The organism is Streptomyces sp. NPDC086787, from assembly GCF_044745865.1.
Classification (GTDB): Bacteria; Actinomycetota; Actinomycetes; order Streptomycetales; family Streptomycetaceae; genus Streptomyces.
Genome location: NZ_JBIVBC010000003.1, coordinates 15,784 through 38,506 on the forward strand (window position 1 = coordinate 15,784; position 22,723 = coordinate 38,506).

Below are 22,723 nucleotides of genomic sequence, written 5' to 3' on the forward strand. Positions count from 1 at the left end.
GTCACCAATCGACCCCTACGGTACTAGGCACCAGGGCCGCAGAGCAAAGCCCGCAACGGCCGCAACGTCCGGCGGCCACCGGCGTTGGGCAGGGCATGGCATCGCACCTCTTCCGAGCCGCCGCGCTCCTCCTGACGTCCGCACTCGCGCTGGCCCACGCGCCGGCCCCCGCCGCGGCCGCGCCGCCGCCCGTCCGCGCCGAGGACCGGGCCGACCCGCCCGGCGATCATCTGACCGTCACCGTCCGGGACGCGGGCTCCGGCCGGGACGGGACGTACGAACTGTTCTGTCACCCCGCCGGCGGCAGTCACCCGGACGTGGACGGCGCGTGTCGAGCCCTGGACCGGAACACCCGGTGGGGCCGGGACCCCTTCGCCCCGGTGCCGCCGGACAGCCTCTGCACGACGGTGTACGGCGGCCCCGCGACCGCGCGGGTCACCGGGACCTGGGCCGGACGCCCGGTCGACGCCGTCTACGTCCGCCGCAACGGCTGCGAGATCGGGCGATGGAACGGGATGGTCCCGCTACTGCCCGACCTCGCCGCGCGTGGGCATTTCATGGCGAATTCCCCGGTCAGGTAAATCTCCGGTGCGGGTCCCGCGAAGGCCGGGCCTACTGCTGGGTGGGCGGATCCCCGGATTTCCGGCATCTCATCGTGCGACCTCCCTCTCATCCAGCGCCGCGAGTGGGACCTGTGCCCTTAGACTCCCTCGCGTGACACGCCGCAGGCCGGTTGGCAGGATGGCCCGAGCGGTCGGCAAGGTGCGGTAACAGGGAGGATGCGTCTCGTGAGCAGCAGGCCATCCCGAGGCGCTGCTCGCCTCGCAGCCATACTCGATGCGCTGCCCGACGCGTTGGTACTGGTCAACGCAAACGGGACAGTCGTCAACGCCAACACGATCGCCCTGGAGGCGTTCGAGGCGCCGGGCACGGCCCTGGTCGGGCGCGGGCTGCTCGATCTGCTGCCCGAGTTCGACTCCAGGCTCATCCCCGGCTCGATGCGGCGACCCGACCACATGGACCCGCGCGGACGGACCAAGCCGACCCGGATGACCGCCCGGCGGACCGACGGCGTCGAGTTCCCCGTCGAGGTCACCAGCGCGAACCTGGAGAACGGGCAGCAGGCGTACGACGGTTACGGCTACACCGCCGACGAGCTGCTGATGCTCGTCGTGCGCGACCTGTCCGGGACCGTGGACACCGAGGCCGAGCTGGCACGTTCGCAGCGGCAGACCGAGATGATCCTGCGGGCGGCGTCCGAGGGCGTCGTCGGCACGGACACCGACGGACGGATCGTCCTCGTCAACCCGGCCGCCGCCCAGATCCTGGGCTACCGGGCGGGCGAACTGGGCGGCAAGGAGCTGCACGGCCTCGTCCTGCACTCCCGTGCCGACGGCTCCCCCTTCCCGTACGACGAGTCGCCGCTCGCCGACACCCTCCGCTCCGGACGCAAGCACCGGGTGCGCGGGCAGGTCATGTGGGCCAAGGGCGACAGGCAGGTGCCGGTCGACCTGACCACCGCGCCGGTGCGCGACGGCGACCAGCTCGTCGGCGCGGTGATGACCTTCACCGACCGGCGGGCCTACGACACCCTCGCCGAGGAGAAGACGGCGCTGGAGCAGGCGCACGCCGACGAGCTGGAGGCCCTCTCCGAGAAGCACGCCTCCGATCTCACCGCGCTGCGCCAGGAACACGTGGCCGAGCTGGACGAGCTGCGTGAACGGCACACGGAGGAGCTGGCGTCCGGCGAGGAGCGCTATGCCGCGCTGGGCGAGCGGGAGAAGGACCGCTACGAGGCGCTGGCCGGGCGGCACGAGCAGCTGCTGACGCTGCTCGGGCGTTCGCTGCGTGGCCCGCTGGACGAACTGCGCCGCGATCTGTCGGCGCTGGCCGCGGACGACGCCGGGCAGCTGTGGCCCGAGGCCAACCAGGTGCTCCACCACCTCTCGGCCGGCTACTCGCGCATCACCCAGCTCATCGACAACGTCCTCGGCTACCAGCGGCTGGACGCCGGCGCGGAGACCGTCACCCGTACGAAGGTGATGCTCGACGCCGTCGTCGCCGCCGGTGTCGAGGGGGCCGTGGACCTGATCGGTCCGGGGCGGGTGCAGTTCGCCGTGCACGCGCCGCCCATCGAGGCCGAGGTGGACAGCGAGCGGCTCGCCGTCGCGCTGGCGCATCTCGTCGCGGACGTGGCGGGTGTCGACGCGACCGGCAACGCGCCCGTCTCGACGGGCGGTTACATGGACAACACCGTCGTCGTGGCGGCCGCGCAGCGCGGCGAGGTGGTACGCATCGAGGTGCGCGGGCCGTATGCCGGGGGAGACCCGGTGCACGAGCCGATCGTGCGCGGGATCGTGCGGGCGCACGGCGGTGTGCTCCAGACGCACGAGGTGCCCGGCATGAGCGGCAGCGCCTACGTCCTGGAAGTGCCGCTCGGCGGCGGCGCGGGGGCCGTGGCGGCCCCGGCGCCCGGATCCGGCGCGACCGCCAGGGAGATCGGTCCCGGCACCTCCGGGGCCGAGGCCCCCGGTGAGGAGCCTTCCGGCGGCGGCCGGAGGCGGGCCCGCCGGTCCTCCGTGGACGCCTTCCTGGACAGCGAGGCGCCCGCCGAGCACAGCGCCGCCACCGAGACCGAGGGAGCCGTGCCCAGCGGCCGGCGCAGGCGGCGTACCGCCGGGGAACTGGAGCAGCCCGCGGCCGAGACCGCGGAGGCCTCCGGCACCGGACGGCGCCGCGGCCGGGCGGCCGAGAACGCCCCCGACGGCACGGACGTGGCCGAGGGCTCCGTGGTGATGGCGGCCGAGCACGCGGCGGGAGCCGCGGCCGTGGGTACCGGACTCGGCGGGACCGTACCGCCGCAGGGCGTACCCGTGCCGACCGGGCGGCGCGCCCGGCGCGACACCGACGAATCCGGGCCGCAGGCCCTGCCGCCCGCGCTGCCCGCGACGGCCGACACCACGGGTACGGCGGGTACGGACCCGGAGGGCACGCCGGCCGAGGGCGGGCGCCGTAGGCGGGCGCTCGCGGCCGCGGCGGAGCGTGCCGCCGCGCAGGAGGCCGGAGCCCGTACGGTCTTCGCGCTGCCCCCGGCCGAGGCCGACCGTCCGCCCGTGCCCGAGGCCGCGCTCGTCTCGGTTCCGGCGCAGGCCGAGGCACCGCACGAGGACGCCCCGGGCGACGAGGGACGGCACGACGCCGTACCGCGCGACCTGGCGGAGGACCACACACCGCCCCAGCCGCACCCCACCGCCGCGCCGACGGGCCGCCGTCGGCGTGCCATGGGCCGGCCGGAGGGTGCCTCGGCGACCCCGGCGCCCGGGCTGGCCGCCCAGACGGTGCCGGCCCAGGGGTCTCCCGTGGACCAGGCGCCCGCCCAGGCCGCCGCGGCTCCGCGGGTGCCCGGACAACTCCCCGCCGCGCGGCCGCTGCCCGAGCAGGCCGACGCGGCTTCCGGCGCCGCCGGGGCGACCCCGCCCACCGGCGCCCCGGCCACCGGCACCCCGCTGCCGCCCGAGCATGCCGCCGCGCGGCCGACGGGCGCACAGCCGCTGCCCGCCGAAGCCGCCGCTCCGCCTGCTCCGGCCGCCCAGGCCGCCCAGGCCGCTGTCGGCGCCCCGGCAACTCCCGCCACACCCGCCGTCCCAACCGCACCCGTCGACCCGGACTCGACGCAGGGCCGGGCCATTGTGCGGACGCTGGGGCAGGGCGTGCCGTTCAGCAGGCAGGCCGCGCAGGTGCAGCAGCCGACGGCCACCCCGCCGCCGTACGCGCCGGGCAGTTCCGGCCGCCGCCGCAAGCTGGGCACACCGCCCGACCCGGCCGCGCGCCCGGAGCAGGGCCCCGAACAGCCGGCCCGGCCCCATCCGACGCCGGACGGTCAGCCGTCCCTGGCCGGGCAGTCCCGGCTCGCCCCGCTCACCGAGGGCGCCGGACGGTCGTACGCCATAGGCGCCCCGGACGAGAACGCCGCCGAGGGTCCCGAGCCGCTGGACGGTCCGGGCGGGGCGGTCGAGGTCGCGGACACCCCGCGCCCGCAGCCGATGGACGACGAGCTGCCGCCGGAGCCGCTGGACAACCCGAGGCGGCTGCTGGTGTGGCCGGCGCCCGACGTCACCACGCAGCAGGCACTCAGCGACCGCGGCTACCGGCCGGTGATCGTGCAGTCGCGCGAGGAGGTCGACGCGCAGATCGCCGCCTTCCCCGCCGCGCTCTTCGTGGACCCGCTGACCGGACCGATCACCCGTACCGCGCTCCAGTCGCTGCGGCAGGCCGCCGTGACGGCCGAGGTGCCGATCCTGGTGACGGCCGGGCTCGGGCAGGCGACGCGCGAGGCGGCGTACGGCGCCGATCCCGCCGTGCTGCTGAAGGCGCTCGCGCCGCGTGACAGCGAGCAGCACCCGCCGCGGGTCCTGCTCATCGAGGAGCACGCGGAGATCGCGCTGGCGCTGACCTCGACGCTGGAGCGCCGCGGGATGCAGGTCGCGCGGGCGGCGAGCGACACGGACGCGGTGACCCTGGCGGGGCAGTTCCGGCCGAACCTGGTGGTGATGGACCTGATGCAGGTGCACCGCCGGCAGGCCGGGATCATCGACTGGCTGCGGGCCAACGGGCAGCTCAACCGCACCCCGCTCGTCGTCTACACCGCCGCCGTCGACCAGGCCGACCTGCCGCGGCTGGCGTCCGGCGAGACGGTGCTGTTCCTGGCGGAGCGGTCGACGAGCCCCGAGGTGCAGGGCCGGATCGTGGACCTGCTGGCCAGGATCGGCACGAACTGATCACCGGGCGGAGCCGGGCGGGTACGACACCCCGCCCGGCGAGGCCGCCACTCAGAGGCACTCAGTAGGCGCTCAGAGGATGGTGACGTCCAGGTCCCCGTCCGCGTACTGCCTGCGCAGCACCTTCTTGTCGAACTTGCCGACGCTCGTCTTGGGCACCGACTCGATGACGGTCCAGCGCTCCGGGAGCTGCCAGCGGGCGATGCGGCCCTCCTCGGTGAGGAAGGTACGCAGGATCTCGAAGTCGGCGGTGGCGCCCGGCCGGAGGACGACCGTGGCCAGCGGGCGCTCGCCCCACTTGTCGTCGGGTACGGCGACCACGGCGGCCTCGGCGACGTCCGGGTGGGACATCAGGGCGTTCTCCAGGTCGACGGAGGAGATCCACTCGCCGCCGGACTTGATGACGTCCTTGGCGCGGTCGGTGAGGGTGAGGAAGCCGTCGGGGCTGATGGTGCCGACGTCACCCGTCTTCAGCCAGCCGTCCTCGCTGAACTTGTCGGCGGGGCGCAGCGGTGCGGCGTCGGGACCGTTGTAGTAGGCGCCCGCGATCCAGGGACCGCGCACCTCCAGCTCACCGGCGGACTCGCCGTCCCAGGGCAGCCGGTCACCCCCGGGTCCGGTCAGCCGTGCCTCGACTCCGGCCGGGAAGCGGCCCTGGGTGAGCCGGTAGGCGAACTCCGCCTCGGTGCCGACGGCGTGGGCGGGCGGCCGGGCCACCGTGCCCAGCGGCGAGGTCTCCGTCATGCCCCAGGCGTGGCAGACCCGCATGCCGAGCTCGTCGAACGCCCGCATCAGGGACGGCGGGCAGGCCGAGCCGCCGATGGTCACCTGGGTGAGCGAGGACACGTCCCGGGGCTTCGCGGTCAGCTCGGCGAGCAGGCCCTGCCAGATGGTGGGCACGGCGGCCGCGTGGGTCGGCCGCTCCTTCTCGATCATCTCGGCGAGCGGCCCCGGCTGCAGGAACCGGTCCGGCATCAGCATGTTGACACCGGTCATGAAGGTGGCGTGCGGCAGCCCCCAGGCGTTCACATGGAACTGGGGCACCACCACGAGCGAGGTGTCCTGGTCGGTCAGGCCCATCGACTGGGTCATGTTGACCTGCATGGAGTGCAGATAGATCGAACGGTGGCTGTAGACGACACCCTTGGGATCACCGGTGGTGCCGGAGGTGTAACACATGGCGGCGGCCTGCCGCTCGTCGAGCTCCGGCCAGTCGAACGTGGTCGGCCGCCCCGCGACGAGCTCCTCGTACTCGTGTACCCGGGCGGCGCCCCCGGCGAGCGGGGCACGGTCGCCGGGTCCGGAGACGACGATGTGCTCGACGGTCGTCAGCCGGGGCAGCAGCGGGGCGAGCAGCGGGATCAGCGAGCCGTTGACGACGATCACGCGGTCGGCGGCGTGGCCGACGATCCAGGCGAGCTGCTCTGCGGGCAGCCGCAGGTTCAGCGTGTGCAGTACGGCACCCATGGCGGGCACCGCGAAGTACGCCTCGACATGCTCGGCGTTGTTCCACATGAGCGTGGCGACCCGGTCGTCCCCGTGGACACCGAGCTCGTCCCGCAGGGCGTGCGCGAGCTGAGCGGCACGGTCGCCGATCTCGGCGAAGCCACGGCGCTGGGGTTCGGCGTCGCCGGTCCACGTGATGACCTGGGACGTGCTGTGGGCCCTTCGGCCGTGCTCCAGAATCCGCGAGATCGTCAGCGGCACGTCTTGCATCGTGCTGTACACCCGGGGCCTCCCCATTGAGATCGCTTGGCCGCGATTCTCCGTGCATACCCAACGGTATGTCACTACCTCCGGGGAATCTCGTGCGGGGCCTCCGGGCGGGGCGCTATCGCACCCGGTCCAGTTCCGGATCCTCCCGCAGCTTTCCGAGCGCACGTGAGACCGCCGACTTCACCGTGCCGACCGACACCCCGAGCACCTCGGCGGTCTGGGCCTCGCTCAGATCCTCGTAGTACCTGAGGACCACCATCGCCCGCTGCCGCGCGGGCAGTTTGGTGATCGCGCGCCACATCGCGTCGTGCAGGGCCTGCCGTTCCGCCGGGTCGTCGCCGTCGCGGAGGGGCTCCGGCTCCGGCAGTTCGTCGCAGACGTACTCGTCGACCTTGCGCTTGCGCCACTGCGAGGTCCGGGTGTTGAGCAGTGCGCGGCGCACATAGCCGTCCAGCGCACGGTGGTCCTCGATCCGCTCCCAGGCGACGTACGTCTTGGCCAGCGCGGTCTGCAACAGGTCCTCCGCGTCGCACGGGTTCGCGGTGAGCGACCGCGCGGTGCGCAGCAGCACCGGCTGGCGGGCCCTGACGTACGACGCGAACGACGGGTACGGACGGGCATGCCTCACCGGTGTGGCGGCGTCCGAAGCGCTGGTGCAGACGGGTGTGGTCATGGCTCCACGCTACGAGCGACCCCGGTTCCGGCGGATCGGCCGCAGGTCCCGAAGCGAGGTCCCCCTCAAGTCGGAGGAACGGGGCCGTTCAAACCTCCTGAAGGTGGAGTACGGATCAGCCGGTACTCCGGGTTCGGCGCCGCGCTCAGCCGTCCGCGGTGAGGAGCAGGCCCGACGTCGGCACACCCGTCCCGGCCGTCACCAGGACCCGGCCCGCCCCGGACACCTGGTTCACCGCCGTGCCCCGCAGCTGGCGTACGCCCTCCGCCACCCCGTTCATCCCGTGGAGGTACGCCTCCCCGAGCTGTCCTCCGTGCGTGTTGAGCGGCATCCGCTCCTCGGCCACGAAGTCCGCCGCCTCGCCCCGGCCGCAGAAGCCGTACTCCTCCAGCTGCATCAGCACGAACGGGGTGAAGTGGTCGTACAGGATCCCCACGTCGATGTCGGCCGGGACCAGCCCGGACGTGCGCCACAGCTGGTGGGCCACCACGGCCGTCTCCGGCAGCCCGGTCAGGTCGTCGCGGTAGAAGCTGGTCATCTGCTCCTGGGCGCGCCCGGCGCCCTGGGCCGCCGCCGCGATCACCGCCGGCGGGTTGGGCAGGTCACGGGCCCGCTCCACGGAGGTGACCACCAGCGCCTGGCCGCCGTCCGTCTCCTGGCAGCAGTCCAGCAGCCTGAGGGGCTCCACGATCCACCGCGAGGCCGCGTGCTCGGCGAGGCTGATCGGCCGGCCGTGGAAGTACGCCGCCGGGTTGGTCGCCGCGTACTTGCGGTCCACGACGGCCACGTGCCCGAACGCCTCGGGGGTCAGCCCGTACGTGTGCAGATAGCGCTGCGCGGCCATCGCCACCCAGGACGCCGGGGTGAGCAGCCCGAACGGAAGCGACCAGCCGAAGGCGGCGCCCTCCGCCGTCGGCTCCCGGTGCTGCACGCCCGAGCCGAACCTGCGTCCCGAGCGCTCGTTGAACGCCCGGTAGCAGACCACCACGTCGGCCACGCCCGCGGCCACGGCGAGCGCCGCCTGCTGCACGATCGCGCAGGCCGCCCCGCCGCCGTAGTGGACGCGGGAGAAGAAGGACAGCTCGCCCATGCCGCAGGCCTGCGCCACGGTGATCTCGGGACTGGTGTCCAGCGTGAACGTGACCAGACCGTCCACCTCCGCCGGGCCGATCCCCGCGTCGGCCAGCGCGGCCCCGATCGCCTCCACCGCCAGCCTCAGCTCGCTGCGCCCCGAGTCCTTGGAGAACTCGGTGGCGCCTATGCCCGCGATCGCCGCATGTCCGCCGAGCGCGTCCCGGTTCCGTACGCTCATCGCGTGCCACCTTCCCCGGGGACGGTGAGGGTCACCGTGCCGGTGACATGCCGGCCGATGCCGTTGGCCCCGGTCACCCGGACGACGACCGTGTCGCCGTCCACCTCGTCGATTCGGCCCGTCAACACCATCGTGTCCCCCGGGTAGTTGGGCGCGCCCAACCGGATGGCGACCTTGCGGAGCACTGCGGCCGGGCCGAAGTGGTCCGTGATGTACCTGCCGACCAGGCCGTTGGTCGTCAGGATGTTCATGAAGATGTCCGGTGAGCCCTTGCCCCGGGCCAGTTCCGCGTCGTGGTGCACGTCCTGGTAGTCCCGGGACGCGATCGCGCCGGACACGATCAGGGTCCGGGTGATCTGGATCTCCAGCGGCGGCAGTTCGGCACCGGCCGTCGGCCGCACGCTCATGTCCTCACTCCGCATCCGCGATCGACTCCCCGAGTTCCTGAAGAATTTCGTCTCCGCAGCCCAGATAGGCGTCCAGCTGCCGCCCCCACAGGAAGTGCCGGTGCACCGGGTGGCCGAGGTCGGCCCCCGCGCCGCCGTGCAGATGCTGGCCGGTGTGCACGACGCGCTGCCCGGCCTCGGACGCCCACCACGCGGCGGTCAGCGCGTGCGTGGCGTACGGCAGCCCCGCGTCGCGCCGCCAGGCCGCCTCGTAGGCCGTGACCCGGATCGCCTCGGTGTCCATGTGGGCGTCGGCGGCCCGGAGTTGCACCGCCTGCCGGGTGGCGAGCGGCCGCCCGAACTGCTCCCGTCCGTTCACATGCGCCACCACCCGCGCGAGCGCCCCCGCGCACACGCCCGCCTGCAGACCGGCGAAGGCGACACGGGCGGTGGCCAGTACGTCGGAATAGGCGCCCCCGTCGCCGTCACCGTCGCCGAGCCGCTCCGCGTGCGCGCCGTCCAGGGTGAGACCGCCCGCCGACCAGGGCGCGGTCAGCTCGACCGGGGTCACCTCGGCGCCATCCCCGAGCGGGGTCAGCCACAGCCGTCGGTCCGCGTCGGCGACGAGCACGTGTGTGGCGTCCCGCAGCCAGGGGACGACGGGCACGGTGCCGGTCAGTCTGCCTCCGGGGGCGGCCCGTACGCCCGGCTGCGCCGGGAACGCGCCGCTCACCACCACCGAGCCGTCCACGATGCCCGGCAGCAGCCGCTCCCGCTGCTCCGGGGTGCCGTGGGCGGTGACGGCGAGGAGGCCGTGGACGCAGGACGCCGCGTACGGCACCTGGGCCGTCGTACGGCCCTGCTCCTCCAGGACCAGCACCAGTCCGAGCAGGCCCAACTCCCCGACGGCCCCGACCAGTCCGGCCGCGCACAGCGCCTTCCACAGCTCCGGGTCGCCACCGGTGGCACCGGTGGCACCGAGCCGCTCGGGGGTGGCGAGGTCGCCGAAGATCCGGGCGGCCAGCTCACGGGCGGCGGCCTGCTCCTCCGTGGGTGAGAAGTCCATGTCAGGCCTCGCCCTCGGCGGCCCGGAACACCGGGAGCAGCACCCCGTCGCCCTGGACGCCCCCGGCACCTTCGCTGCCTGCGGTGCTTTCGTCGTCGTACCGCCGGAACTCCACCCGCACCGGCAGTCCGACGCGCACCTTGTCGTACGGCACCCCCACCACGTTGCTCACCATCCGCACGCCCTCGGCGAGTTCGACCAGGGCGACGGCGTAGGGAGGGTCGAAGGCGGGGAACGGCGGGTGGTGCATCACGACGTACGAGTAGACGGTCCCCTCGCCGCTCGCCCGCACCGTGTCCCAGTCCAGACAGCCGCAGGAGTTGCAGCCGGGCAGCCAGGGGTGGCGCAGGGTGCCGCAACCGGTGCAGCGCTGGATGAGCAGCTCGTGCCGGTCCACGCCTTCCCAGAACCCGGCGTTGTCCCGGTTGACGACCGGGCGGGGGCGTCGGGGCCGTGGGGTGTTCCGCTTCGCCCGGGCGGGGGCGTGGGGCGCGTACTTGAGCATCCGGAAGCGGTGCGTGCCCGCGAGCCGCGAGCCCACCCGCATGTCCGTGCGCGTGGTGATGAAGTAGCCGGAGCCGAGTTTCGTCGTCTTGCGTTCCGACACCGTCTCGATCACCGTGTCGAAGGTGATCTCGTCGCCGGGCCGCAGGGGCCGCAGATACTCCTGCTCGCAGTCGGTGGCGACGATCGAGATGCAGCCCGCCTCGTCGAGCAGGGCCGACAGTTCGTCGAACGCGGCCGTACGCGTCTCGTTCCCGGACAGGCCGCCCATGGTCCACGCCTGGAGCATGGTGGCCGGGGCCACCGCCTCCGGCCCCTCGTACGCCGGGTTGGTGTCACCCATCGCCTCGCACCAGTGCCGGATCATCGGCAGGTTGACCCGGTCCTTGCCCACACAGGAGACGGCGGCGGCCCGTCCCTCGTAGGCCCGGAGCCGCGCCAGCAGCTCGTCGGGCTCGTCCCCGCTCATCGCCGCCCCCTCGTCATCCCGAGTCGCATGGTCGCGACGATCTCCCGCTGCACCTCGCTCACCCCGCCCCCGAACGTGTTGATCTGCGCCGCTCTGTTCAGCCGTTCGATCGCGCCGTTCCCGAAGGCACCGGGCGACCCCGCCCGGACCAGTCCGGCGAGCGTGTCCGTGCCGAGGACGTGCTGGCAGATCCGGTACACCGCGACCGCGGACTCGGTCCCGGCGAACTTCACCCCGCTCGCGTCGCCCGGCGCCGGTCCGCCCGCCGCCACGTCCGCCACCAGACGCCAGTTGAGCAGCCGGGTGGCCGCCAGCCGGGCGTGCGCCTCGGCCAGCCCGGCCCGCACCCACGGCTCGTCGATCCGGCGGCGCCCGGTCACCGGGTCGGGCGTGCGGGCGGCGTCGAGCGCGGCGGCGTGGAAGTCCTCGGCCTGCATGCCCACGGCGGCGAGGGCGACCCGCTCGTGGTTGAGCTGGCTGGTGATGAGCGACCAGCCTTCGTTCTCGGTGCCGACGAGGTTCCCGGCGGGAACGCGGACGCCGTCGTAGTAGGTGGCCGTCGTGGTCTGCCCGCCCACGGTCTCGATCGGCGTCCAGGAGAACCCGGGCGCGTCGGTGGGGACGAGCAGGAGCGAGATGCCCCGGTGCTTCGGGGCGGCGAGGTCGGTGCGGCAGGCGAGCCAGATCCAGTCGGCGTGCTGGGCGCCCGAAGTGAAGATCTTCTGGCCGTCCACCACCCAGTGGTCGTCCCGGCGCACGGCCCGGGTGCGCAGGGAGGCGAGGTCGGTCCCGGCGGTCGGCTCGCTGTAGCCGATCGCGAAGACGGTCTCGCCGCGCAGGATCCCGGGCAGGAAGCGGGCCTTCTGCTCCGCGCTGCCGTGCCGCATGAGCGTCGGCCCGACCGTGTTGAGCGTGACCATCGAGACGGGGGCGCCCGCCCGGTAGGCCTCGTCGAAGAACACGAACTGCTCGTCCGCGCCCCGCCCTTGTCCGCCGTACTCGACCGGCCAGCCGAGCCCGAGCAGGCCGTCGGCCCCGATACGGCGCAGCAGCGCACGCTGTCGTCGTGTGTCGGCCGCGTCGACGGGGCCGTCGGGCATCAGGTCCCTGAAATAGGCGCGGAGTTCGGCGCGCAGCCGGTGCTGGCGCTCGGTGGGGGCGAGGTGCACGGCGGGGGCCTCCCGGCTCGTACGAGTGACGGTTTCTGACTGTCCGTCAGATATCGTCGGGTGTCAAGGTCGTCCCGCCCACCGCCGTACGGGCGCGCGAAAACGCCTGGGCGGCGATGCCGAAGCACCGCCGCCCAGACGCGTTGCGACCCCAAGAAGCACACCCCACGCGGAACTTCGGACGCGGCCTACCAGAGGTTGGTGAAGTGGACGAGGACGTTGTGGTTGCCCTGGTTGACGGCCGCGAACGCGGATCGGTTGATCTGCGCGGTATTGCTCTGGTTCGAGGCACCCGAGCCGACCGCGTTCTGCTGCGTGGTGGACGAGTTGCCGCTGTTGTTGCCGCCGACTCCGCTGCCGACGACGCTCGCCACACCGGCGTTCGATCCGTCGTCCGCGAAGGCGCCGTTGTCCGCGGCCGCCACACCGCCGAAGAGGGCGGCCGCGAGCGGGAGGGCGGCTACGGCGGCGATGACGCGGGCGGTACGGATGCTTGCCATGTTGTTCCTCCAGAACAAGGTACCCAGCGGCCGCGAGGCCCGAAGTACGTCAAGTAAGGCTGCTGCCAGGGAAGTTGGCCGACCACCCCGGCGGTTCTGCACGACGTCGCGAATCCAGAGTTGCCCAGCCGACCCCCGCCGAACCACCCCGGAAGGCATGATTCGCCCTCAAGCGTGAGGACATGTCGATAAACCCTTTTCGCCACTATTGGCATTCCCGGCCCGAAAGCCCCCACAGCCGGACCACTCCACACCCGGCCCCCGCAAGCGAGGAACCGTTCCGGCGGCTTTCCGGCCAACCCGCCCGCCACCCGGCGAGTCGCGGCCGACTCCTCTTCCCTTTTTCGAACAGGTGTACGAAACTAAAGCCATGGCCACCACCGACCGGCAGGCCACGACGCTGGCCCTCGCACACGCCCTGTCAGCCGCCGAACGCGGACTGGCCGTCATCCCCCTGACCCGCGCCAAACTCCCGGCGCTGCGCTCCCCGCACCGCGACGACCCGGACCCCACGCCCTGCCACGGCACATGCGGCCGCTTCGGACACGGTGTGTACGACGCCTCGACCGACCCGTCCCGCATCCGCGAACTGTTCGCCGCCGCGCCCCGGGCCACCGGCTACGGCATCGCCTGCGGACTGCCCCCGCACCACCTGATCGGCGTCGACCTGGACACCAAGTCCGGCACGGACGCCCCGGCGGCCCTGCGCGAGCTGGCGCTGCGGCACCTGTTCACGATCCCCGAGACGGTCGTCGTACTCACCCCGAGCGGCGGCCGCCACCTCTGGCTGACCGGCCCACCGGGCACGGTGGTCCCCAACTCGGCCGGCCGCCTCGCCCCCGGCATCGACATCCGGGGCGCCGGCGGCTACCTCGTCGGCCCCGGCTCGCGCACCGACCACGGCGTCTACGCCACCGCCCCCGGCACCGCCCACCTGCCCCCGGCCGCCTGCCCACCGGCCCTGCTCCGCCTGCTCCTGCCCCCACCGCGCCCGGCGGTCCACGCACCCCAGCCGCCCACGGACCACCACGGCCAGGGCCTCGTCCAGTTCGTCCTGACCGCCCACGAGGGCCAGCGCAACACCCGCCTGTTCTGGGCCGCCTGCCGCGCCTACGAGAACGGCCTCGGCCCGGCCCTCGCCACCCCCCTCACCGAAGCGGCCCGCACCACCGGCCTGACCGAACACGAGGCCCGCGCGACCATCGCCTCGGCGGCCCGGATGACGGGACACCGGCCATAAGGAACCACGCGAGACCGGTAGTAGCGCACGACGCCGCACCGCGGGCCGGCATGCGCATGCCGCTGCATCTGCGTCGCGTCGGACGCCCGCGGCCGACCCACCACTGCGCCGGCCGACCCGAGCCGGTCCTCGACACAGCCAGCGCGCACAGCGCGCACGTCCGGCTCGACCGGTTCCCCTGGCCACTCGCCCTGCACGCCGACAGCACTGACCCCGACGCAACCGCGCCGGGGCCGGGACCGCAACATGTGTGGAGTTCTTCCAGCTCTTGTGACCGTCGCCTAGCTCCAGTCGCCCTCATGGCCAGGCTTGGACGGCTTGGTGGGCTTGGGATGCTTGGTCGGCTTGGGACGCTTGGGGGACTTGGTCGGCCCAGGGGGGCCGGACGGACCAGGAGGCCCGGACGGACCGGCAGACCCGGACGGCCAACACATCTCATGCAGTAGAGACATAAGTTCACTTACCTGAAGAAATTACGCCTACACGCAAAAGAAGATCGCGGAAGGGGTGCCCCTCCGGAGAGTGGCACCCCTTCTGACCTGCAACGCTTACGACCTGCGCGGAGGCGGTGGGATTTGAACCCACGGAGACATCGCTGCCTCGACGGTTTTCAAGACCGTTCCCTTCGGCCGCTCGGGCACGCCTCCCCGTGCCGCCATGGATCTCGGCGGCGCGGGGACAAGAGTAACCGGTTGGGGCGGGCGGTCGTCGGTCAGTTGTCGCCGTCGCGGGAGGCCAGGGTGAGCTGGGCGGTGTGTTCCTGGCCGCCGCGCTGGTAGGTGATGGTGACCTTGTCGCCGGGCTGGTGGGTCCAGATCTCGCCGATCAGGGTGGGGCCGCTGTCGATCACGTGGTCGTCGAGCTTGGTGATCACGTCACCGGGCTTGAGGCCGGCCTGGGCCGCCGGACCGCCCGCCTCCACGGCCGCGGTGCCGCTGGTGCCCGTTTCGGTGATCTTCGCGCCCCCGGTGGAGTCCTCCAGGGAGACCGACGCGCCGATCTTCGCGTAGACCGGCTTGCCCGTCTTGATCAGCTGCTGGGCCACGTACTTGGCCTGGTTGATCGGGATGGCGAAGCCGAGACCGATCGAGCCGGACTGGCCGGAACCGCCCAGGCCGCCGCTGCTGGTCGACTGGATCGCCGAGTTGATGCCGATGACCGCGCCGCTCGCGTCGAGCAGCGGGCCGCCGGAGTTGCCCGGGTTGATCGACGCGTCGGTCTGGAGCGCGCTCATGTAGGACGACTTGCTCGTGGCGCTGCCGTCGCTGGAGGCGACCGGGCGGTTCTTGGCGCTGATGATGCCGGTCGTCACCGTGTTGGAGAGGCCGAAGGGGGCGCCGATGGCGATCGTCTCGTCGCCGACCGCCACCTTGTCGGAGTTGCCGAGGGCGAGCGGCTTGAGGTCCGACGGGGCGTTCTTGAGCTTGACCACCGCCACGTCGTAGCCCTGGGCGTGGCCGACGACCTCGGCGTCGTACTTCTTGCCACTGGGGAACGTCGCGGTCAGCTTGCCGCCGTCGACCGCCTCCGCCACCACGTGGTTGTTGGTGAGGATGTGGCCTTCCTTGTCGAAGACGAACCCGGTGCCGGTGCCACCCTCGCCGCTGTTGGACTCCGCCTCGATGGTGACCGTGCTGGGCAGCGACTTGGCCGCGACCGCCGCGATGGTGCCGGCGGCGCGCTTGACCTGCGTGGCGCCACTGTCGGTGGCGGACACGGTGGTGGAGCCGGAGTCGTCGTTGTTCTTCGCCAGGGTGTAGCCCAGTCCGCCGCCGAGGCCGCCCGCGACCAGCGCGGCCACCAGTACGGCGGCGAGCAGTCCGCCCCGCCCGTTGCGCGGCTTCGGCGCGGGCTGCTGGTAGGACGCGCCCCAGCCGGAGCCGCCCGCGGCGCCGCCGTCCGCGTAGGCGGGCGTGGCGGGGGGCGGGGGCGGCCAGGCGCCGCCGGGGGCGGCACCCGTGCCGTCCGGGGCGGTGGGACCTGTGCCGTACTGCCCACCGTCCGCGCCGCCGGCGGCCGGGGCCTCCTGCGGGGCAGCGGGGGAAGCAGCGGGAGATGCCACCGGCACGGGGGGTGCGGACGGGGCCGGAGGTACCGGGGTGCCCTCGTTCTCGGTGCTCACAGCTCTTCTCCTCGGTCCACGCGTTCGTATCTGTGACTGTGGTTCGTGACTGCTGTCAGCTTTTCCCACGGGCCGTCAGAGCACCATAAGCGGTGGCTGTGGGTCCGCCGCCAACCTTTATATAGAGCTTTTGGGACAAAACGTCCATCTCGGACTCGGACACATGCCGCCGTCCGTCGCACGTACGCACCCTTGACATCACGCCTTCGCCGTCATGGTGGCACCATGACGCGGTGACCCACGCACCACAGCACGGCATTCAGGTCGTCGCCCACCGAGGGGCCTCCGAGGACGCCCCCGAGCACACCCTCGCCGCATACCGCAAGGCCATCGAGGACGGCGCGGACGCCCTCGAGTGCGACGTCCGGCTGACCGCGGACGGTCACCTGGTCTGTGTGCACGACCGACGGGTCGACCGTACCTCCAACGGCCGCGGCGCGGTGTCCACCCTGGAGCTGGCCGATCTCGCCGCCCTGGACTTCGGCGCCTGGAAGGCGCGGGACGGCCGGCGCGGACGGGACGAGGAGCCCGACTGGGTGCACCGCCCGGAGGACCGGGAGGACACCTCGGTGCTCACCCTGGAACGGCTCCTGGAACTGGTCGCCGACTCCGGGCGCCGGGTGGAACTGGCCATCGAGACCAAGCACCCCACCCGCTGGGCCGGACAGGTCGAGGAGCGGCTGCTGCTGCTCCTGAAGCGGTTCGGGCTCGACGCCCCGGCCTCGCCGGCCGAGTCCCCGGTGCGGATCATGAGCTTCTCGGCCCGCTCGCTGGACCGCGTGCGGGCGGCCGCCCCGACGCTGCCGACGGTCTCCCTGATGCAGTTCGTCTCCCCCCGGCTGCGCGACGGGCGACTGCCCGCGGGCGTCCGGATCGCGGGCCCCTCCATCCGGATCGTGCGCAACCACCCGGCGTACATCGAGCGGCTGAAGCAGGCCGGTCACCAGGTGCACGTGTGGACCGTGAACGAGCCCGAGGACGTCGACCTGTGCGTGGAGTCGGGCATCGACGCCATCATCACCAACCGCCCGCGCGCGGTGCTGCACCGGCTCGGCCGGTAGCCCCGGGCGGACACCCCTGTGAGCAAAGTCCCGCAAGGACCCTTCCGCGCCCCTTGACCACCGTCGGCTTCTCCAGCATCCTCCGTTTCGGCCACACCCACGAAATCCAGCCACACCATTACAGGGAGTGCTCCGGCGCGTTCGTTCCGTGTTCGAAAGTTGCGAATGCGTCGCCGGGCCTTGATTGGCCGGTTTCCGGTACAGGCCATTGGGGCATCCACACCGTGGCGTGGGGCAAAGGAGGTCTCGGGGGTGGCGTTGGTGGTGGCACAGGAGGTGCCCACGTCGTCGAGCATGGCCGTACCCCATGGCTCTGCGGGCGTGGGGAGAGCGAGACACCGCATGCGCGATCAACTGCGCATGGGCGGCGTATCGGAGTCGGTCATCGACGATGCCGTACTGATCCTTTCCGAACTGCTGAGCAACGCGTGCAGACACGGACGCCCCCTGGGCGACGCGCAGGCCGGCGACGGTGACGTCCTCGCCGCCTGGCGGGTGGACGCGCACGGGCGGCTCATCGTCGAGGTGACGGACGGCGGCGGTCCCACCCGCCCGGCTCCGGCGACCCCGTCCGTCACCGCGCACGGCGGCCGGGGGCTGAACATCATCACGGCGCTGGCGGACGACTGGGGCGTACGGGACGAGATCCGGGGCGAGGTCACGGTGTGGGCCCTGGTCCACCAGGATGTGCACGATCCCGATGCAGGGCATCACTGCGACGGTTTCGCTACGCGCGTCACCGCACCCGCGGCCGCGGGTCTGCCGGGCCTGGATTTCGCGGACGCCTTCGAGGAAGTCGACTGATCCGGTCGCCCGTCACCCGATCCGATCGTCCGTCACCCCGAGGCACCCCCACCGCCCGTTGTCCACAGGTCCCCGTCGATCATGGCGTGAACGGCTAGGCTCCCGCCGTACGATGACGAGCCGTAACCGGGAGACATCCACGATGGCCAAGAAGCGACCCCAGACGAAGGCCGGGCGTCCGCAGCTCAGCGACGCAGAGATCCCGGTCGTCGGCGCCCGCGAGCCCTGCCCCTGCGGCAGTGGCCGCCGCTACAAGGCATGCCACGGCCGGGCCGCCGCGCACGCTGCGACCGAGCTGGTGCACCGCCCGTTCGAGGGCCTGGCGGGCGAGGGCGACTGGGTCGCGCTGCGCGAGCTGGTGCCCGCCGCCACGACCGCGCTGACGCTGAAGGACGGCCTCCCGGAAGGCGTTCCCTCGGTCACGCTCGCCACTGTGCTGCCCATGGCCTGGCCCGCCCTGCGCCGCGACGACGGCTCGGTCATGCTGGGCCTGCAGAACGACACGTCCTCCGGCGACATCAGCCGCGACCTGGCCGACATCCTCCAGCGCGCCCTGACCGCCGAGCCGGGCACCCCCGTCCAGGCCCGGCGCGTCCCGGCCGACGGCCCCCGCCTCCAGGACCTGCTCGACCCGGAAGGCACGTTCGAGCCAGTTGTGCACAGCGGCTTCGAGTTCTGGGTCCCGGACGCGGAGAACGCCACACCTGAGGTCGCCGCCTCGCTGGAGCGGGCCAACGCCGCGGCCATCCCCACGGTGAAGCTGACCGGCGTGGACTGCGCGTACTGGTGCGAGACCCCGGACAAGAACCACCTGCGCTGGGTCATGCCGTACCCGGAGGACCAGCTCCTCGACGCGCTCGCCCGGCTGCACGCGGCGGGCCGCTCGCACCTGGGCGAGGGCACCCGTCTGGTCGGCTCCTTCCGCGCCCACGGGCTCACCGTGCCGGTCTGGGACCTGCCGAGCGGTGTCACCGCCGAGGACGTGGAGAAGCCGGCCGCCGAGTTCGCCGAGCGCCTGGCCACCGCCCTGGCCTCGGACACCCCGCTCACCGCCGACGAGCGCCGCGCGCGCGGCGGCCTGACCAACCGCCAGGTCACGCTCAGCTGAGGCACGGGTCCGGTGGAGGCCGCGGCTGACCGACCGTTCAGCCGCGGCGGCCACGCCCCGTCCGGCGCCATGAGCCGACTGGGGTGACTCCCGTCACAACTCCCGGCCGGAACAAGCAGATCGGTGTCCGAATAACCGAGATCGAATTTGCCAACGGCCGATCTCTTGTTACCGTTCCAATAGCCCGGTTGCTGGTGCATCCCCCGTCGCCAGCAACCGGGTCTTTTGTGTCCGCGGTCGATCCGGCCGCCGTCGGCCGCCGTCCCGCGATGCGTCAACCGCCGCTGGAACCAATGGAGTTGCTCCCCGAGCGCAGCAGCAGCGGCCCGTCCTCGCCCCGCGCCGCGAACTCGGCGACGGCCGTGTAGTCACCGGGCACCCCCCGCGCATGCCGCCGCGGCGTCTCACAGGTGGCCGGTTCGTCGTCCGCGTCGGCGGCGCAGCGCGTCTGCACGGTGCGTCCACCGGGGCCCATGAGACTCAGCGAGGAGTCCAGCGCCTCGCCGGTGGCGTTGCGGTAGTAGGTGCGCGCCCAGGTCTCGTCCCCCTGCGTCATGACACAGGTCTGCGCCTCGACGCCGTCGGGGGAGGAGAGTTCGGGCCCGCAGCGGGCGGCGGTGGCCAGACCCAGGCCGAGCAGCCGCGGGGACTGCCCGGTCGCGGCGAGGTCCTTCGCGTCACCACGCGGAGCGGTACCGCCGCGCGCGGCGCCCCGTACGGCCTCACGCGCGTCGTCGGACCCCGACCGCGCGGAGCCGTCCACCGACCCCGCGGACGCCACGGCCAGCGGCAGCGCCACCGCCCCTGCCACGACACCCGCGAGAGCGAGCAGACGAACGTTCATGCAACGGACGATAACGACATCTCGGGGGCGCACGGCTCCGCGCGCGCCCGACACCCCTACAACTCGGGCGCGCTCACACCCGTACGAGTGAGGGCATCGACCGCCGCGTCCACCACGGCCTCCACGTCCGGCACCCAGGGCGAGGCCGAACCGGGCAGCGGGGCGCGCTCCCAGCGGACGGCACCCTGACCGGTCTCGGACGGGGGCAGGGTGACATAGCCGCCCTCGCCGTGGAAGCGGAGGGAGCCGGGGACGAAGTCCTTCGCGTAGAGGAGTTCGCCCAACTGCTCCATCGAGTACGGCTTGACGAGCAGCGCCCAGCGCGTCGGCGCGGCGATCACCGGGCCGACGCGCAGGCCCGCACGGTCGAGGGTGTCGAGGGCACGGGCGGCCGCGAGGGCCGGCAGGGTGACCGCGCAGGGAGCCGGGCCGCCGGTGGCGAGGACGACCGGCGCACCCGGCCGGTTGGTCCACCACCAGCGAACCATGCGCTCGTCGGTGGTGGCCGCGAGCAGCCCGGGGTCGAAGGGGTGCGCGCCGGGCACCGTGCACTCGGGGTCGGGGCAGGAGCAGTGGGACCGCCCCCGCGGGTCCGGAGCCACACCGGGGAGTACGGGCCACTGCCACCGGGTCGCGAAGGTCAGGGCCGCGCCGAGCATGTCAGGCCGCCTCCGGTCGTTCCCCCTGGACAGGAGCCTGCGTCGCCTTCCGAGGATCTCGCGCATGAGCGCTCGTTCCTTTCCGTTGCACCGCTGGCAACACCGTGGACCACATCACATCATGTGTCGATCACTTCACTGTGCGTACCTGTTGGCGCATCACACCCCCGCTCGGAGCAGGGGGAACCCCAAAAAGCCCATCAAAAGCACGGTCGCTGTGCGGGGGTGGCGAAGTCTGGCGTTTTGCCGTTCCGCGTATTTCTCTCCGCCTCCGCCACGGGAGGATGGGGCACGGTCGTCGGTGGTTAAGACGCCCGGGTCCGTCGCCAGGTTCCGGGTGGTTCCCAACCACCCCTGGCCTTCTCCGAGTACGTACCCATCTCGACCGTCGTGACGCTCTGTGGAGCAAACCCAGTCGACCGCAATGAACCCGTCCCCGAGGCAGTTTTAGGCCAACTTCTCAGTAACGCAAGAGGTCAGGAAGAAACGCACGCGAGGCCCATGGACACCAGCAATCTCAGCAGGACAATGCTGGACATCCCCTCACGAGTGCGTGTACATGTGGAGACACCGCTAGCGGCGCAGAATGACATGGGGGTTTGCGATGCTTTTGAGCAATACGCACCGGTCTGAAAGCCGGACACCATGAACGCCCCTCACCCATCGAAAGTGGCCGGAATCGATTCAACGCTTCCCCCACCCGCACACACTGTCGCACCCGCATCCGGCGCCCCGGGCGGCACCGCCGTCCCGGCTCCCCACCCCCCTGCACCGGGAGCCCTGCTCCAGGACCGGCTGGCCGGCTGGGTCTCGGATCTCACGACGCTCCACGAACTCACCGAACGCCTGGCCCGTACGGACGCACTCGACGAAGCGCTCCAGGAACTGCTGCGCGCCGGCGCCGCCCTCGTGGGTGCCCGGCGCGGTCTCGTCGTACTGGAACCGGCCGACGGCCTCGGCCCCACGCACACCGTCGGCCTGGGGCTCGGCCGCGCCGACCTCGGCCATCTGGAGACCGTGCCACGCGGTGCCCTGGCGTACGGCCCCTACGTCAGGCGCGACAGACCCGGCTCCTCCAAAAGACCCGGCCCGTACGACTCGTACGGCTCGTACGGCTCCGACTCCGGTGACGCGGAGTCGCACGGCTCCCAGGACTCGTACGGCTCCTACGACACCCCCTCCGCACGAGCCGCCGGTACCGCCGACGGCGAACTCGTGCACCGCGACCTGTTCACCGAGGACGGCCTCGACCCCCGCCACCGCGAAGTGGCCGCCCGCCTCGGCTACGCCGCCAGCTACTCCCTTCTCCTGTGCACCGAGTCCGCCGGCCGCCTCGGTGCCGCCGTATGGCTGTACGACGAGCCCGCCGAACCGGACGAGCGCCGCCGGCACCTCGCCGGGCTGTACGTCCGTCACGCCACCGAGCACCTGGCCCGCCTGGTGGAGGTCGAGCGCACCCGCGCCCGCATGACCGCCCTCGCCGAGGAACTGCTCCCCTCCCGGCTGCCCCGGGTGGCCGGCGTCGAGCTCGCCGCCCGGCACCGCACCGGCCCACGGGGCGGCGGCGACTGGTACGACGCCCTGCCGCTGCCCGACGCGGCCCTCGGCCTCGCGGTCGGCTCGGTGACCGGGTCCGGGCCCGGCGCGATCGCCGCCATGGGCAGGCTGCGCGCGTCCCTGCGGGCGTACGCGGTGATGGAGGGCGAGGACCCGGTCGCCGTGCTGTCCGACCTGGAGCTGCTGCTGCGGCTCACCGAACCGGCCCGCACCGCCACCGCCCTGTTCGCCTACTGCGAGCCCGCGCTGCGCAAGATCACCCTGGCCGGTGCCGGGCACAGTCCGCCGCTGCTGATCGGTGAGCACCGCACCGAGTTCGCGGAGACGTCGGTGTCCGCGCCGCTCGGCATGCTCGCCTGCTGGGAGGCGCCCAGCGCGGAGATCCAGGCCGAAGCCGGAGAGACGGTTCTCCTCTACACCGACGGGCTGCTGCACCGTACCGGCGACCCCACGGACCGTGCCTTCGCCCGGCTGCACGCGGCGGCCGCGAGCGTGCCGCGCGCCCTGCGCCATGATCCCGGGGCCGTCGCCGACCATGTGCTGCGCACCGTCCTGCCGGACGGCCTGGACACGGCGGACAGCCACGAGGACGTGGTCCTGCTGGCGGCGCGCTTCGACTGAGGAGGCCCCCTGCCGCATGGCATGACCGGGCATAACAGGTCTTCCCACCCCGGACCGCATTCCATACGACCGTACGATGATGGAGGTCCCCTGCTCGGGCATGGCCGAGCCACGCGGGCCCCGGGGGAGATCAA

18 protein-coding genes and 1 tRNA gene are annotated in these 22,723 nt (G+C 72.8%); 7 read left to right on the forward strand and 12 right to left on the reverse strand.

Annotated elements, in window-relative coordinates:
- The first annotated feature begins 95 nt into the window (after positions 1 to 95).
- Both ACIPK3_RS09690 and ACIPK3_RS09695 read left to right on the forward strand, forming a co-directional pair.
- Complete coding sequence (locus ACIPK3_RS09690; RefSeq protein WP_402567903.1) at positions 96 to 581, forward strand: SSI family serine proteinase inhibitor; 486 nt, start codon at positions 96 to 98, stop codon at positions 579 to 581.
- A 207-nt stretch (positions 582 to 788) separates the two neighbouring features.
- Positions 789 to 4,778: a PAS domain-containing protein gene (locus ACIPK3_RS09695; RefSeq protein ID WP_402567905.1), complete on the forward strand. Its 3,990-nt coding sequence runs from the start codon at positions 789 to 791 to the stop codon at positions 4,776 to 4,778.
- Positions 4,779 to 4,850: 72 nt separating this feature from the next.
- On the opposite strand, the gene ACIPK3_RS09700 is transcribed toward ACIPK3_RS09695, so the two are convergent.
- The 8 genes from ACIPK3_RS09700 to ACIPK3_RS09735 form a co-directional block, all read right to left on the reverse strand.
- Complete coding sequence (locus ACIPK3_RS09700) at positions 4,851 to 6,506, reverse strand: long-chain fatty acid--CoA ligase (RefSeq protein WP_402567907.1); 1,656 nt, start codon at positions 6,504 to 6,506, stop codon at positions 4,851 to 4,853.
- A gap of 103 nt (positions 6,507 to 6,609) precedes the next feature.
- A complete protein-coding gene (locus ACIPK3_RS09705; protein WP_402567909.1) occupies positions 6,610 to 7,167 on the reverse strand; it encodes a SigE family RNA polymerase sigma factor in 558 nt (185 codons plus the stop codon).
- Between the two features lie 145 nt (positions 7,168 to 7,312).
- Positions 7,313 to 8,479, reverse strand: coding sequence for a lipid-transfer protein (locus ACIPK3_RS09710; protein WP_402567911.1), 1,167 nt, complete (start codon positions 8,477 to 8,479; stop codon positions 7,313 to 7,315).
- Positions 8,476 to 8,886, reverse strand: a complete 411-nt coding sequence (locus ACIPK3_RS09715) for a MaoC family dehydratase (RefSeq protein WP_402567913.1) — start codon at positions 8,884 to 8,886, stop codon at positions 8,476 to 8,478. The genes ACIPK3_RS09710 and ACIPK3_RS09715 overlap by 4 nt, the downstream gene beginning before the upstream one ends.
- Positions 8,887 to 8,890: 4 nt before the next feature.
- The gene (locus ACIPK3_RS09720) at positions 8,891 to 9,931 is read right to left on the reverse strand and encodes an acyl-CoA dehydrogenase family protein (protein WP_402567915.1); all 1,041 of its coding nucleotides are present in this window, start codon (positions 9,929 to 9,931) and stop codon (positions 8,891 to 8,893) included.
- 1 nt (position 9,932) lies between these two features.
- On the reverse strand, positions 9,933 to 10,904 hold the full coding sequence (locus tag ACIPK3_RS09725; RefSeq protein WP_402567916.1) for a bifunctional MaoC family dehydratase N-terminal/OB-fold nucleic acid binding domain-containing protein: 972 nt from the start codon (positions 10,902 to 10,904) through the stop codon (positions 9,933 to 9,935).
- On the reverse strand, positions 10,901 to 12,073 hold the full coding sequence (locus ACIPK3_RS09730) for an acyl-CoA dehydrogenase family protein (RefSeq protein ID WP_402567918.1): 1,173 nt from the start codon (positions 12,071 to 12,073) through the stop codon (positions 10,901 to 10,903). The genes ACIPK3_RS09725 and ACIPK3_RS09730 overlap by 4 nt, the downstream gene beginning before the upstream one ends.
- 188 nt (positions 12,074 to 12,261) lie before the next feature.
- Positions 12,262 to 12,573, reverse strand: a complete 312-nt coding sequence (locus tag ACIPK3_RS09735) for a hypothetical protein (protein ID WP_402567920.1) — start codon at positions 12,571 to 12,573, stop codon at positions 12,262 to 12,264.
- 370 nt (positions 12,574 to 12,943) lie between these two features.
- On the opposite strand from ACIPK3_RS09735, the gene ACIPK3_RS09740 reads away from it, so the two are divergent.
- Entirely contained in the window at positions 12,944 to 13,813 is an 870-nt protein-coding gene (locus ACIPK3_RS09740; RefSeq protein WP_402567922.1) for a bifunctional DNA primase/polymerase, read from the forward strand.
- 560 nt (positions 13,814 to 14,373) lie between these two features.
- Here the strand turns inward: ACIPK3_RS09740 and ACIPK3_RS09745 are convergent.
- Together ACIPK3_RS09745 and ACIPK3_RS09750 are read right to left on the reverse strand one after the other, a co-directional pair.
- Positions 14,374 to 14,460: transfer RNA gene (locus ACIPK3_RS09745), tRNA-Ser, on the reverse strand.
- Positions 14,461 to 14,525: 65 nt separating this feature from the next.
- The gene (locus ACIPK3_RS09750) at positions 14,526 to 15,935 is read right to left on the reverse strand and encodes a S1C family serine protease (protein ID WP_402567923.1); all 1,410 of its coding nucleotides are present in this window, start codon (positions 15,933 to 15,935) and stop codon (positions 14,526 to 14,528) included.
- Between the two features lie 233 nt (positions 15,936 to 16,168).
- On the opposite strand from ACIPK3_RS09750, the gene ACIPK3_RS09755 reads away from it, so the two are divergent.
- The 3 genes from ACIPK3_RS09755 (at position 16,169) to ACIPK3_RS09765 (ending at position 18,908) form a co-directional block, all read left to right on the forward strand.
- A complete protein-coding gene (locus tag ACIPK3_RS09755; RefSeq protein ID WP_402567925.1) occupies positions 16,169 to 16,996 on the forward strand; it encodes a glycerophosphodiester phosphodiesterase in 828 nt (275 codons plus the stop codon).
- A 165-nt stretch (positions 16,997 to 17,161) separates the two neighbouring features.
- Positions 17,162 to 17,800: an ATP-binding protein gene (locus ACIPK3_RS09760; RefSeq protein ID WP_402567927.1), complete on the forward strand. Its 639-nt coding sequence runs from the start codon at positions 17,162 to 17,164 to the stop codon at positions 17,798 to 17,800.
- A 142-nt stretch (positions 17,801 to 17,942) separates the two neighbouring features.
- Positions 17,943 to 18,908, forward strand: coding sequence for a DUF5926 family protein (locus tag ACIPK3_RS09765; protein ID WP_402567929.1), 966 nt, complete (start codon positions 17,943 to 17,945; stop codon positions 18,906 to 18,908).
- Positions 18,909 to 19,182: 274 nt separating this feature from the next.
- Here ACIPK3_RS09765 and ACIPK3_RS09770 read toward each other — a convergent pair whose 3' ends face one another.
- Positions 19,183 to 19,752, reverse strand: coding sequence for a hypothetical protein (locus ACIPK3_RS09770; RefSeq protein ID WP_402567931.1), 570 nt, complete (start codon positions 19,750 to 19,752; stop codon positions 19,183 to 19,185).
- Between the two features lie 56 nt (positions 19,753 to 19,808).
- Positions 19,809 to 20,477, reverse strand: coding sequence for a bifunctional DNA primase/polymerase (locus ACIPK3_RS09775; RefSeq protein ID WP_402567933.1), 669 nt, complete (start codon positions 20,475 to 20,477; stop codon positions 19,809 to 19,811).
- Positions 20,478 to 21,056: 579 nt separating this feature from the next.
- Between ACIPK3_RS09775 and ACIPK3_RS09780 the strand changes: the two genes are divergently transcribed.
- Positions 21,057 to 22,589, forward strand: coding sequence for a PP2C family protein-serine/threonine phosphatase (locus ACIPK3_RS09780; protein WP_402567935.1), 1,533 nt, complete (start codon positions 21,057 to 21,059; stop codon positions 22,587 to 22,589).
- Positions 22,590 to 22,723 lie beyond the last annotated feature (134 nt).